Annotated in this window: 13 protein-coding genes and 1 tRNA gene; 9 read left to right on the top strand and 5 right to left on the bottom strand. The window is 66.4% G+C overall.

The genetic code is table 11. From position 1 onward, the window contains the following. Positions 1-107 precede the first annotated feature (107 nt). Positions 108-998 (bottom strand): AraC family transcriptional regulator, encoded by an 891-nt coding sequence (locus tag KTJ87_RS08520; protein ID WP_267138670.1) that lies wholly within the window; start codon positions 996-998, stop codon positions 108-110. 156 nt (positions 999-1,154) lie between these two features. Between KTJ87_RS08520 and KTJ87_RS08525 the strand changes: the two genes are divergently transcribed. Further along, the gene (locus KTJ87_RS08525; protein ID WP_267138671.1) at positions 1,155-2,024 is read left to right on the top strand and encodes an SDR family oxidoreductase; all 870 of its coding nucleotides are present in this window, start codon (positions 1,155-1,157) and stop codon (positions 2,022-2,024) included. Positions 2,025-2,035: 11 nt separating this feature from the next. After that, positions 2,036-2,848, top strand: coding sequence for an SDR family oxidoreductase (locus KTJ87_RS08530; RefSeq protein WP_267138672.1), 813 nt, complete (start codon positions 2,036-2,038; stop codon positions 2,846-2,848). Between the two features lie 45 nt (positions 2,849-2,893). Here the strand turns inward: KTJ87_RS08530 and KTJ87_RS08535 are convergent, their stop codons facing one another. Together KTJ87_RS08535 and KTJ87_RS08540 are read right to left on the bottom strand one after the other, a co-directional pair. Next, positions 2,894-3,916: a BamA/TamA family outer membrane protein gene (locus KTJ87_RS08535; RefSeq protein WP_267138673.1), complete on the bottom strand. Its 1,023-nt coding sequence runs from the start codon at positions 3,914-3,916 to the stop codon at positions 2,894-2,896. Then, a tRNA-Ser gene (locus KTJ87_RS08540) sits at positions 3,876-3,965 on the bottom strand. Before KTJ87_RS08540 ends, KTJ87_RS08535 begins: the two co-directional genes overlap by 41 nt. A gap of 191 nt (positions 3,966-4,156) precedes the next feature. Here KTJ87_RS08540 and KTJ87_RS08545 point away from each other — a divergent pair. From KTJ87_RS08545 to KTJ87_RS08575, 7 genes are read left to right on the top strand one after another with little or no spacing between them, the layout of a single operon-like run. Then, positions 4,157-5,065, top strand: a complete 909-nt coding sequence (locus KTJ87_RS08545; protein WP_267138674.1) for an SPOR domain-containing protein — start codon at positions 4,157-4,159, stop codon at positions 5,063-5,065. A 28-nt stretch (positions 5,066-5,093) separates the two neighbouring features. Then, positions 5,094-6,257 carry a D-alanyl-D-alanine carboxypeptidase family protein gene (locus KTJ87_RS08550; RefSeq protein ID WP_267138675.1) on the top strand — a complete coding sequence of 388 codons (1,164 nt, stop codon included), beginning with the start codon at positions 5,094-5,096 and terminating at the stop codon, positions 6,255-6,257. Next, positions 6,254-6,901, top strand: a complete 648-nt coding sequence (gene tmk, locus KTJ87_RS08555) for a dTMP kinase (protein WP_267138676.1) — start codon at positions 6,254-6,256, stop codon at positions 6,899-6,901. The genes KTJ87_RS08550 and tmk overlap by 4 nt, the downstream gene beginning before the upstream one ends. Beyond that, positions 6,898-8,028, top strand: coding sequence for a DNA polymerase III subunit delta' (locus KTJ87_RS08560; protein WP_267138677.1), 1,131 nt, complete (start codon positions 6,898-6,900; stop codon positions 8,026-8,028). The genes tmk and KTJ87_RS08560 overlap by 4 nt, the downstream gene beginning before the upstream one ends. A gap of 8 nt (positions 8,029-8,036) precedes the next feature. Beyond that, on the top strand, positions 8,037-8,843 hold the full coding sequence (locus KTJ87_RS08565) for a TatD family hydrolase (protein WP_267138678.1): 807 nt from the start codon (positions 8,037-8,039) through the stop codon (positions 8,841-8,843). Continuing rightward, positions 8,843-9,643 carry an MBL fold metallo-hydrolase gene (locus tag KTJ87_RS08570; protein ID WP_267138679.1) on the top strand — a complete coding sequence of 267 codons (801 nt, stop codon included), beginning with the start codon at positions 8,843-8,845 and terminating at the stop codon, positions 9,641-9,643. Before KTJ87_RS08565 ends, KTJ87_RS08570 begins: the two co-directional genes overlap by 1 nt. Positions 9,644-9,682: 39 nt before the next feature. Next, positions 9,683-10,612: an AEC family transporter gene (locus KTJ87_RS08575; protein ID WP_267138680.1), complete on the top strand. Its 930-nt coding sequence runs from the start codon at positions 9,683-9,685 to the stop codon at positions 10,610-10,612. A gap of 9 nt (positions 10,613-10,621) precedes the next feature. Here the strand turns inward: KTJ87_RS08575 and KTJ87_RS08580 are convergent, their stop codons facing one another. Further along, positions 10,622-11,638 (bottom strand): Hint domain-containing protein, encoded by a 1,017-nt coding sequence (locus KTJ87_RS08580; RefSeq protein ID WP_267138681.1) that lies wholly within the window; start codon positions 11,636-11,638, stop codon positions 10,622-10,624. A gap of 99 nt (positions 11,639-11,737) precedes the next feature. After that, a complete protein-coding gene (locus KTJ87_RS08585) occupies positions 11,738-12,934 on the bottom strand; it encodes an ABC transporter permease (protein WP_267138682.1) in 1,197 nt (398 codons plus the stop codon). Positions 12,935-12,940 lie beyond the last annotated feature (6 nt).

Raw genomic sequence — 12,940 nt, forward strand, 5'->3', positions numbered from 1 at the left:
CCCATGTTCCCCTGGGCGAAATGATACCGTGCTGGCGCACCCTGCTTTGCGGGCGCCCGAAATTCACGAACGAAATCCCTGGCATTCGGATCACGGATGACGGAAAGCTACTCTGCCGCCTGGACCAAGCGGTCCTGCCGTGGCGGCACGCCGAACTTGCGGGCGTATTCCCGTGAGAACTGGGCCGAGCTTTCGTATCCGACCCCGAATGCGATCTCGGAGACCTTTTCATTCGTGCTGCGCAGCGCCTCGCGGGCGCGCAGCAGGCGCAGGTCCTTCTGGTATTGCAGCGGCGACGTGCCCGTAACGGACTTGAAGTGCTCGAAGAAGGCCGAACTGCTCATGCCCGCGCGGTCCGCAAGATGGCCAACGACGAGCGGGCGGGCAAGGTCCGACTGAATTTCGCGCGTGGCCTGGAAAATGCGGCTGGCCGTCGTCTCGTGCCAAAGGAGTTTGCGAAGCGGCTCGGCATGGGGCCCAAGCAAAAGCCGGGCGTGGACCTCGCGCGCCGTGATCGGGGCCAGCAGGCGCCGCGCTTCTTCGTGATCGCATTGCCGAAGGTAACGCAAGAGCGCGCCTTCCATCTCGAGGTCGGTCTGGCAGAGCGAAATCGAGAAAGGGTCATGCGGGCTGGCGGCACGGGCGGGCGCCACGTCTGCGGCCATCCCGCGCAAAAGGTCGAGGTCAATCGGGAAGACGAGCGCGACGTAGGGACGGTCCGGCGCGGCCTCGGTGATGCGCGAAACGACTGGCAAGGCATGGCTGACCACCAGCGATTGTCCATCGGCGACACGCAGGGTCTTGCTGCTTGTGCCGACCTCCTTGGCGCCTTGCAGGACAAGGCACAGAAGCGGGCGGTAGACCGTCGCATCCTGCCCGGTCGGAGCCGTGAACCGCAAGAAATGCAAGCCGCTTGGGGCGTGCGCAAGCGCGCCCTGCGCGCGTCCTTCCCGGTCGAGCAAGGCCGATACATGATCCAGAAGGGCTGGGTGTGTCATGCGTTCCTCCTTGCTCTGGTCTAGCACGGGAGCCTCACCGTCTTGTGCGAAAATTTCAAGGATCGGAGGATCAGGCAAGAAATCCGGTCAATCGGGAAAGAATGGACGCCCCCGCCGCATTAAGGTCGGTCTGACAAACATACGAGGAGGACGACCATGGCGAAGGTGTTTATCACAGGCATCGCGGGCGGCTTCGGCAAGCCCACGGCGCTGTCGTTGCTGGATCGCGGGCACGCGGTGGCGGGCAGCGTACGCAGCCGCGCAGGGCGGAACGCCGACACGGTGGCCGAGCTTGAGGCCAGCGGCGCGCGGATCGTCGAGATGGACGTGACGGACACGGCCAGCACCGAGGGTGGCGTGTCAGAGGCCATCGCTGCACTCGGCGGCCTGGACGTGCTGTTCAACAATGCGGGCATCGGATCCTACGGCATCCAGGAACTGATGTCGCCCGAGGACATGACCCGCGTCTTTGACGTGAACGTCACCGGCGTGCAACGGGTGATGCGCGCCGCCCTGCCCCACATGCGCGCGCAAGGGAGCGGCACGGTCCTCTATACCTCCAGCCTGATCGGCCGCATCGCTACGCCGTTCTACGGCACCTATTCGGCATCGAAATGGGCGCTGGAAGCCATCGTGGAATGCTACCGGACGGAGCTTTCGGGCTTCGGCATCGAATCCTGCCTCATCGAGCCGGGCGCGATGCCGACGGCATTCTTCGACGGGATGGTCGCGCCGAATGATCCTGACCGCGAGGCCGGGTACGGCGATTTCGCGCAGGTGCCCGCAATGTCGGCGGCCGGCCTTGCCCAGATGCTGGACGCAACGCCCGATCAGCGGCCCGACCGGATCGCCGAGGCGGTGGTGGCCCTGCTGGATATGCCATTCGGGCAGAAACCCTTTCGCACGGTTGTGGACCACACCGGCGTCGGTCCCCAGATCGAGCGCTACAATGACGCGCTGCACGATGTGACGCGCGCCGTTTTCACGAATTTCGGCATCGAACAGATGCTCGACCTGAACGCCTGAGGGGGGCATCCATGAAGACGATCCTGATCACCGGTGCCTCCTCTGGCATCGGCAAGGCCACGGCAATGCGGTTCCAGTCCGAGGGCTGGAACGTCATTGCAACCATGCGCGACCCTGCCGCAAGTGCTGACCTTGCCGCGCTGGACAACGTCCTTGTCGCCCGGCTGGACGTGACCGACGCGGGCTCCATCGCCGCCGCTGTGGCTGACGGCCTGTCCCGCTTCGGCCGGATCGACGCGCTGCTCAACAATGCCGGTTACGGCGCCTATGGCCCGCTCGAGGCCTTTTCGACCGAGCGCATCCGCCGCCAGTTCGACACCAACGTGATCGGCCTTCTGGACGTGACGAAGGCGGTGCTGCCGCACATGCGGGCGAACCGCGACGGCACCATCGTCAACATCTCCTCCATCGGCGGGCAGATCACCTTTCCGCTCGGGACGCTCTACCACGGCACCAAGTTCGCCGTCGAAGGCCTGTCAGAGGCGCTGCACTACGAGCTGGAGCCGCTGGGCATTCGCGTTCGGATCGTCCAGCCTGGCATGATCCGGACAGACTTCGGCGGTCGGTCCTTCGATTTCGCGATGGACGAGAGCCTTGCCGACTACGCCCAGACGACTGAGGCGATGGGTCGGCTGTTCGGCAAGCTGGCCGCGAACCCGTCGGCCCCCGAGGTCGTCGCGGATGTCATCTGGCACGCCGTCAACGACACCGGGGACCGCCTGCGCTTTCGCGCCGGGCCAGATGCCGAGGCTTTGCTCGAAGACCGAAAGGCCAAGGGCGACGAGGCGTTCATCGGCGGGATCAAGGAACTGATGCGAAGCTGATGTCAGCCCTTTGGGCCCTGCGACCAGAGTTGTCTTGCGGCCTGACTAGAACTTCGCGCCAAAGCTGACCTGGATCTGTTCGGTCCGGTCATTTGTCTGCTTCAGAACCGCCTGGCCGACATAGGCAGAGATCTCGCCAAAGCCGGTGTCATAGGACAACGACAACCCGATGGAGGCGCGAAGGTGCAAGCCGTCGTCGACGGCGTTCAGCCCGGCAGGATCGCCCGCGATGGTGTTCAGCCCAAAGACCGAGCCTGCATCGGCGAACAGGCCCGGCGTGAACTTTGCGGCCCCGGGGATTGCCCCGGGGAAACGGAAATCGAACTGGGCCCCGACATAGCTGTTCCCGCCCAGAGCGGGACTGCCGGCAACGCTCTGGTCCACCGGGCCAATCCCGCCGAACGCAAATCCGCGCACAAGGCTCTGGCCCAGAAAGAACCGGTCACCGACGTTGGAATTTCCGCGCAGCATCTGGACCGTTCCGCCGGTCAACGCGCCAGAGACACGCACCGCGCCCCCGGGATGTGTGGCCTGCATCGACAGGCTGCCCTGCGACACGAGGAAACTGGTGTCCCGCGAGGTCACCGCGATGTCTTGCGTCAATTCCGCCTGTCCGGTCACACCCCAGGACGCTTGCGGCATCGCAAAGCCGCGCGAGATCCCAAGGCGCAGCGCAAGGCGGTCGCGGTCGCCTGCATCTGGACGCAGGATCGCCGACCCACCCGCAGGCAGGTTGGATATCGTGTCGTGGGAATAGGCCACGCCCGCCATGACCTCGGTGCCGCCGCCCAGCGTCCAGCGCAGATACGGCACGGCGCCGCAGCTGACCGTATCGAAATTCAGGACAGCGCCTTTGTTGATCTGGTGGCGATACGCCCTGATACCGAAGACGGGGTTCTGGCCGATCAACTCGGGCGCCTCGTAGCCGATGCTCAAGAGATGGTCGGTCTCGCTGATCTCGCCGGAAAACCACAGGGATTGATTGCGCCCGAACAGGCGGTCGGTGCCGATCTCGGCCTCGCGCAAGTGGCGGAGGAGGTGGGATTCGAACCCACGGGACGCTTTCACGTCCGACGGTTTTCAAGACCGTTGCAATCGACCACTCTGCCACTCCTCCGGGTTCGTGAAGCAATATGGGCCTCGTGCCGATTCTGGAAGGTGCGGCATGCCGGGACCAGAAATCCGCCAACCTGTGCCTCGGGACTTCCCAAGATTCGCTGAAAACTGTATGATGCCTCAAAGGGCGGAACAGCCCGACCTGATCGAGCATGAGAACAAGCGGCGAAGCCGCGGCACAAGGGGCATGGTATGGCAAGTTTTCCCAAGGGGCGGTATGTCCTTTCCTTCGTCGCATTGACGGCACTGGCGGGCTGCAGCGACGGCGCGACGTTCCCCTTCTCCGGATCGAAGGACACCGGCACGCGGGCGGCGTCGTCTCCGACCTCGGTGACGCTGGTCGACCGCGACGTCGAGGCACCCGATGTGTTTCAGAAGACCACCGGCGGGCTGTGGGACGGGCGCCCGTCGCTGGGCGGGGTCTGGGTCGCGCATCCCGATGTCGGCGAGCCGGAGCGCGTGATCATCCGCAACGAGGCGAACGGGAAATTCGTGATCGGCGCGCTGTTCCGCAAGGAACGGGCGACGCCCGGCCCGGACTTCCAGGTGTCCTCGGACGCCGCCGCCGCGATCGGCATGCTGGCCGGATCGCCAACCGAGTTGAACGTCACCGCGCTGCGCCGTGAAGAAGTGCCCGTGGGCGGCGAGGTTGCCGCATCGGGCGCTCTGCCTGCCGCGCCTGCGGTCGAGACTGCATCGCTGGATGCGCCGGACACCGGCACGGGGATCAATGATGCGGAAAGCCGCGCACTTGCGGCAGAAGCGCTTGCGGCGGCGGGAAGCCCTGCGCCGCGCCCTGCACCGGCGGTTGCCACCGGCGCCGCGCCCGCACCGACCTTGGCGGCGGCGACGCGCGCTCCGTCGAGCCTGTCCAAGCCGTTCATCCAGATCGGCCTGTTCAGCATCGAGGACAACGCCACCCGCACCGGCGGAAACCTGCGCGCCAAGGGAATGACGGCCAATGTCATTCCCGACAGCTCGAACGGCAAGAAATACTGGCGGGTGACGGTCGGTCCGGCGGCGTCTGAAAGCGAACGAGCGGCGCTTCTCGGCAACGTGAAGGCGATGGGGTTCGAGGACGCGTATTTCGTGTCGAACTGACCCCGCAAGACAGGGTAGCACAAGGGCCATGACACGGATCACGATTCTTCTCTCCATCCTCCTCATGGCCCTTGCCGCCGCATTTCCGGCACGGGCCGCGTTCGACACGCGGGCCGGATCGGCGTTTCTCTATGACGTGACCACCGACACGGTGCTTCTGGCCAAGAACGCCGATGCCGCCTTGCCGCCCGCGTCGATGTCGAAGCTGATGACGCTGAACATGCTGTTCGAGGCGCTGCGCGACGGACGTGTCACGCTCGATACGGAATTCAGGGTATCGACGCGCGCCAAGGACATGGGCGGCTCGACCATGTTCCTCAACGAGACCGACCGTCCCACCGTCGAGCAATTGATCAAGGGCATCGTCGTGATGTCCGGCAACGACGCTTGCGTTGTCGTGGCCGAAGGTCTGGCCGGGACGGAAGAGGCCTTCGCGCGGCTGATGAACGACCGTGCGGCGGATCTTGGACTGACATCCTCGACCTTCGCCAATGCATCGGGGTGGCCGCATCCGAACCAGCGCATGTCGATGCGTGATCTGGGCAAGCTGGCGACACGGCTCATCACCGAGTTTCCCGAGTATTACGGTTATTTCAAGCTCACCGAGTTTGAATACGACGGCCGCGCGCCGCAAAACCGGTTCAACCGCAACCCGCTGCTGAAGCTGGGCATCGGCGCGGACGGGCTCAAGACCGGGCACACCACGGAAGCGGGCTACGGTCTTGTCGGGTCCGCCGTGCAGGGAGACCGCCGCATCGTGTTCGTCCTGTCCGGCATGGAGTCCGAGGCACAGCGCGCCGAGGAATCCGAGCGCATCGTCTCCTGGGCGTTCCGCCAGTTCGTGCAGCGCACCGTGGTCGAAGAAGGCACCGTGATTGCGACCGCAGATGTCTGGATGGGCGCGCGGGCCACGGTGGGGCTTGTCCCTGCGGGCGGCGTGACCATGCTTGTCCCTGCGAACGAGCGCGACGGCATCGAGGCGGAAGTGACCTATCGCGGCCCGATCGAGGCGCCGATTGCCGAGGGTCAGGAAATCGCCGATCTGACGATCCGGCTGGAAGGCATGCCCGAAGTGCGGGTGCCGCTGGTCGCAGATCGTCCGGTTGCGCGCGGCGGGTTCCTGCCGCGCCTGCGCACCGCCGCCGAGGTGCTGATGTCGCGTTACATCTCCGCCGAGGCCGCGCCGCTTTGAGCGGCGGCTCACCTGCCCCCGAACGGGGCCGCTTCATCACCTTCGAAGGCATCGACGGGTCGGGGAAATCCACGCAGGTCCAACGCCTTGCGGATGCCCTGCGCGCACGCGGATCGGCCGTGGTCCAGACCCGCGAGCCGGGCGGCGCCCCCGGCGCCGAGGAAATCCGCCGCCTCGTCCTGACCGGAGACGCGGGCCGTTGGTCGCCCGAGACCGAGATCCTGCTGTTCACCGCCGCGCGCCGCGATCATCTGGAAAAGACCATCCGTCCCGCGCTGGACCGGGGCGAAACGGTGATCTGCGACCGCTTTGCCGACTCCACGCGCATCTACCAGGGCGCCACGCGCGGCGATCTGCGCGCGCTGGTCGACCGCATCCACGACGCGGTGATCGGGCGGGAACCGGACCTGACCCTGATCCTCGACATGGACCCCGAAACCGCGCTGCGCCGGGGCCTTGCACGCGGCACCGACGAGGCGCGCTTTGAATCCATGGGGCTCGACCTGCAACGCACGGTGCGCGCCGGGTTCCTGGGCCTCGCCCGCGACTTTCCCGATCGCTGCCGTGTCGTCGATGCCGGCCGCAGCGCCGAGGAAATCGCGCGTGACGTTCTGGCCGTGGTGGACGACACTGCGCCGCGATGACCGACGACGTCCTTCCAGAACCCGACCGCGCCCCCGGCGCGCCGCACCCGCGTGAAACCGCTCGCCTGATCGGGCAGGACGCGGCAGAGCGTGACTTTCTCGGCGCCTACAATGGCGGGCGGATGCACCACGGCTGGCTCTTGACCGGGCCGCGCGGCGTGGGCAAGGCGACGCTGGCCTGGCGGATCGCGCGGTTCCTGTTGTCGGAACCTGTCGATGCGGGCGGCGGGCTGTTCGGCGACGCGCCCCCTGCCCCGACCTCGCTGGGGATCCCAGAGGACAGCGCCGTCTACCGCCAGACCCTCGCATTGTCAGAGCCGCGCCTGTTCCTGTTGCGGCGCGGGCCGAACGACAAGGGCGACCGCCTGCGCACCGAGATCGTCGTGGGCGACGTGCGGCGCCTCAAATCCTTCTTCACCCTGTCCGCGACGGACGGCGGGCGGCGCGTCGTGATCGTCGACGACGCCGACGAGATGAACCCGAACGCCGCGAACGCGCTGCTCAAGCTGCTGGAGGAACCGCCGCCGCGCACGGTGCTTCTGCTGATAAGCCATCGCCCCTCTGGCCTGCTGCCGACCATCCGCTCGCGTTGCCGCGTGCTGCGCTGCGCGCCGCTGGACCCTGCTGCGATGGCCGAGGCGCTGGCGCAGGCGGGGCATGATCCCGGCCCGGACGCCCCGGCGCTGGCAGAGCTGTCTGGCGGATCGGTGGGCGATGCGCTGCGCCTGGCCAACCTTGGCGGCCTGGCGATCTATGCCCAGCTTGTCGCCGCCTATGCCGGGGCACCCCGGTCCGACCGCGCGCAGATCCTGAAGCTGGCCGATGGCGTTGCCGGACGCGGCGCCGACGACCGTTTCGTCCTCACCATCGGGCTGATCGACACGCTGTTGTCGCGGCTGGCGCGCGCAGGGATCACCGGACCGCCGCTGATCGAGGCCGCCCCCGGCGAGGCGGCGCTGCTGGCCCGGCTGTCCCCGCATGACCGTGCCGCGCGCGGCTGGGCGGAGTTGCACCACGACATCGGCGCGCGGCTGCGCCACGGGCGGGCGGTCAACCTTGACGCCTCCGCGCTCATCCTCGATACCCTCCTCAAGATCAACGACATGGGCGGTCGTCTGGCCGCCTGAAAGGTTCGATGACACCGACCCCCGCGATCACCGACAGCCACTGTCACCTGGACTTTCCCGACTTCGATGGCGAGCGCGAGGCGATCATCGCGCGCGCGCAGGACGCTGGCGTCGCGCGCATGGTGACGATCTGCACGCGGCTGCGGCAAGAACCGCAAGTGCGCGCCATCGCCGAGGCGCATGACCCCGTCTTCTATGCCGCAGGCACCCACCCGATGAGCGCCGCCGCCGAGCCGCTGGTCACGGTCGAGGACCTGACCGCGCTGGCCGCGCACCCCAAATTCGTCGGCATCGGCGAGACGGGCCTCGATTACCACTACACCGCCGAAAGCGCCGAAATTCAGCAAACCTCACTGCGCATCCACATCGAGGCGGCGCGGCAGACTGGCCTGCCGCTCATCATCCATGCCCGCGACGCCGATGACGACATGGCCCGCATCCTGACCGAGGAACACCGCGCGGGCGCCTACCCTTGCGTGATGCACTGCTTTTCCTCGGGCGCCGGGCTGGCGCAGGCCGCGCTGGACCTGGGGTTCTACCTCTCGGTCTCGGGCATCGCGGCCTTTCCCAAGTCGCAGGCGCTGCGCGACATCTTCGCCGCCGCCCCGCGCGACCGGCTTCTGGTCGAGACCGACAGCCCCTACCTTGCGCCGCCCCCCCACCGTGGCAAGCGCAACGAGCCTGCCTATTCCGCCCACACCGCCCGCGCCGTCGCCGAGGCGATGGGCATGGACTATGCCGATTTCGCCGCGCAGACCGAAGCGAACTTTGACCGGCTGTTCTGGAAGGCCGCCCAGTGGCGCAAGGCCGCATGATGGCAGAGCTGCGGTTCACCATCCTTGGATGCGGGTCCTCGGGCGGCGTGCCGCGCTTGGGCGGGCATTGGGGCGACTGCGATCCGTCGAACCCGCGCAACACGCGCCGCCGCTGCTCCATGCTGGTCGAACGCGAGACTGCAGAGGGAACGACGCGCGTCCTGATCGACACCTCGCCCGACCTGCGCGCGCAGCTTCTGGATGCGGGCATCGGCACGCTGGATGCGGTGGTCTACACCCACAGCCACGCCGACCATGTCCACGGCATCGACGATCTGCGCATGATCGTCTTCAACACCCGGCGCCGTCTGCCCGTCTGGGCCGATGGCGACACGCAGGATGCCCTGTTCTCGCGGTTCGGCTATGCCTTTGTGCAACCCGGCGACAGCCCGTATCCGCCGATCCTCGACATGCACACGATCCACGGCCCGTTCGACATCGACGGCCCCGGCGGGGCGATCCCGTTCATCCCGTTCGAGGTCAACCACGGCTCGATCGAGGCGCTTGGCTTTCGCATGGGGCCGCTGGCCTACCTGCCCGACGTGGCCGAGATCCGCGACGACAGCGTCTATGACATCCTGTCGGACCTTGACTGCTGGGTCATCGACTGCCTGCGCCGCACGCCGCACCCGACGCATTTCCACCTTGCCACGTCGCTTGCCGCCATCGACCGGGTCAAGCCCGCCCGCGCGGTGCTGACCAACATGCACATCGATCTGGACTACGCCACGCTCGACGCCGAGACGCCGGACCACATCACCCCGGCCTTTGACGGCATGGTCCTCCGATATGAGGTCTGAAACGCGGCCGGGCGCCCGCGACACGATACCGGGGCGGTCATGCAGGCGCTGATCGAAGTCATCCTGCCGGTCTTTCTGGTGATGGGATTTGGCTATGCCGCGCGGTGGCGGGGGCTGTTCTCGGACGACGCGGTCGACGCGCTGATGAAGTTCACCCAGAACTTCGCCATCCCTTGCCTGCTGTTCCTCGCGATCTCGACGCTCGACTTGGGCGCAGACTTCGACCCAGCGCTTCTGGGCAGCTTCTACACCGGAGCAACCGCAGGCTTTCTGGCGGGCCTGTTCGGGGCGCGGCTGCTGTTCAAACGCCCGTGGGAGGACAGCGTCGCCATCGGGTTTTCTTGCCTGTTCTCGAACTCGGTCCTGCTGGGCCTGCCGATCACCGAACGGGCCTACGGCGCCGACGCGCTTGGCCCGAACTACGCCATTATCGCGGTGCACGCGCCGTTCTGCTACATCCTCGGCCTGTCGGTGATGGAGACGATCCGCGCGCGCGGCAAGGGCGCTGCGGCAACCGTGAAGGCCATCGGACGCGCCGTGTTCAACAACGCGCTGGTGATCGGCATCGCACTGGGCTTTGCCGTCAACCTGACCGGCGCGCCTGTACCGGGTGTTCTGACCGGCGCGCTTGAAATGATGCGCAGCGCCGCCCTGCCCGCCGCGCTGTTCGGCCTTGGCGGTGTGCTTTATCGCTATCGCCCTGAAGGCGACCTGCGCACGGTAGCATATGTCTGCGCGGTATCGCTGGTGCTACATCCGCTCGTGGTTCTGGGGATGGGCGGGATGACAGGCCTCGACCAGGGGCAGATGCGCTCTGCGGTGCTGACGGCTTCGATGGCGCCGGGGGTGAACACCTATATCTTCGCCAACCTCTACGGCGTGGCCAAACGTGTTGCAGCCTCGGCGGTGTTGATCGCGACGGCAAGCTCGGTCATCACGATCTGGCTGTGGCTGGCGGTGCTGGGCTAGGCAGGCGGGTCACGCCGCAAGCAGCACCCGCGCCTCGTGCGCCTTGAGACGCGGCGCGGCGACCGGCCCGAAGCCAAGGTGATCGACGATGCCGGGGAAGATTTCCAGCACCTCGCGCCGTGCATCCTCGGTCATGGCGTCGATGGCGAAAGGGCCGGGATACAGGCTTTCCGTCGGCACGCCTTCGGACAGCACGATCTGATGACTGTCGAACAGCAGATGCACGTAGGTCACGATATCGACCTCGTCCTGAACGACATCGACTCCGTTCACGAAATCCTTGGCCGCGATCAGCACGGCCTCTGTTCCGAACAGAAGCTCCGCGCGCCAGTCCTCGACGTAGATGCGGTGTTGCGGCGAGACCACCAGATCGCGCGGATTGCCAAGTGCGCCCGCGCGGAACCGGACTGGCCCCTCTCCCGGTGCGGGGCGGTGACGTCCGCGCCCGACCCAGCGCAGCGGCGCCGCGCCCCCGCCGTGGATCGTGACCATGTCGCACGGGCACAACCGCTCGACCCGGCGCGGGCCATGCGGCGTCTCGACCAGGGTTCCCGCTGCAAAGCAGATCGGCGTGACATAGTTCGCCGCCGGGATGTTTGGGCCTTCCTGTGTCGCGGTGATCGTCAGCGGAACGCCGGTCGGCGGCCAGCTTCCGGGCGGCCCGACAAAAGCCACGCCTTCGATGGTTCCGTAGGCCGGGCTGCCATTGTTCACGTTGAATCCGATCAGCGTGTAGCTGGTCGTTCCGTCCGAGACCGTGAATGAATACTCCGCCTCGACCACGGTGCCGTTCGCATAGAGCACACCGTTGATCGTCTGCGCACCGTTCAGCCGCTGAGAGCTGTCGCTGTCCTGAAAGCTGGTGTCGTTGTCGGTGACTGCGACCGGCGCCCAGTCACGGTTGTTCAGCGTGATCGTGCGCCCGGCAAGGTGCACACCGCTGCCCTGCGAGACGCCGTCAAGCTGCCCGCCGCCACTGATCGTGACGTTGGCTTCGCCCAGAACCCATATGTCGTAGTCTGCCATGCCCCAACCCGTCGAACGCGGTGTTGGGGTAGAGGCTAGGCATCATAAAGGGCTAAATTGCGGCGCATTGTCGGAATTCCGGAAACGGATGGGCCGCGATCAGCCCGGCGACAGCCCACGCATCTTTTCAGACCGGCGGCGCAGCAGCTCGATCGTCGTCAGCAGCGCGATGGACAGGCAGACCAGGATCGTCGCAACCGCAAGGATCGTCGGCGATATCTGTTCACGCAAGCCGGTGAACATCTGCCAAGGCAGCGTCTGCTGGTTGGCCGAGCCCACGAAGATCACCACGACCACCTCGTCGAACGACGTGATGAAGGCGAACAGCCCGCCCGAGATCACCCCCGGCAGGATCAAGGGCATCTGCACCTTGAAGAAGGTTGTCACGGGGTTGGCCCCCATGTTCGCCGCCGCGCGGGTCAGCGAGCGGTCAAAGCCCACCAGCGTCGCGGTGACGGTAATGATGACGAAGGGAATGCCAAGCGCGGCGTGGGCCAGAACGACGCCGACATAGGTGCCCTGCAGCCCGATGCGCGAATAGAAGAAATACATGCCCGCCGCCGAGATGATAAGCGGCACGATCATTGGTGAGATCATGATCGCCATGATCGCGCGGCGAAACGGAACGTGGCTCTGGCTCAGGCCGATCGCAGCGAGCGTGCCAAGCGACACCGCGATGAACGTCGCGGCGGGTGCAATCTTGACCGAGTTCCACAGCGCCTGCTGCCAGTCGGGGTTGGTGAAGAAGTCGTTGTAATGCTTGAGCGAATACCCCTCGGGATCGAGAGCGATCATCTCGGGCGTGAAGGTAAAGAAGTTCTCGGCGTTGAATGACAGCGGGATGATCGTCAGGATCGGCGCGATCAGGAAGAAGAACACCGCGCCGCAGATGAACAGGAAGGTGTTGTGCCAAAGCACCTGCGGTCCGGTCGCGTAGATCGGCACGTTGTCGCGGTAGGCTCCGGTGTGAAGCCACAGCGCGAACCAGCCGACCGCGATCCCGATGAGGGCCCCCGCCAGAAGGCCGGACACGCCCCCGACGATCAGGCCAAGCACGCCGAAGACAGCTGCGCCGATCCATTTGCCGTGGCCGCGCCGGATGGTCTTGTTACCGTGCAGCGTGCAAAGGCCAAACGCCAGCGCCGCGGCGATCACGGCCCCTGCCACAAGCCCGATCAGGACCGATCCGCTGGCCGACCCGGCGATCAGGCCGAAGAAGGCGCCGAATGCGGTGGTCAGCGGCAAGGTGAACCCGGTCAGGGACGGGCGCGGTGTGTCTACGGTCAGTTCGGACATGATGGC

Origin of the sequence: Anianabacter salinae (assembly GCF_019061145.1) — a bacterium.
GTDB lineage: Bacteria > Pseudomonadota > Alphaproteobacteria > Rhodobacterales > Rhodobacteraceae > Anianibacter > Anianibacter salinarum.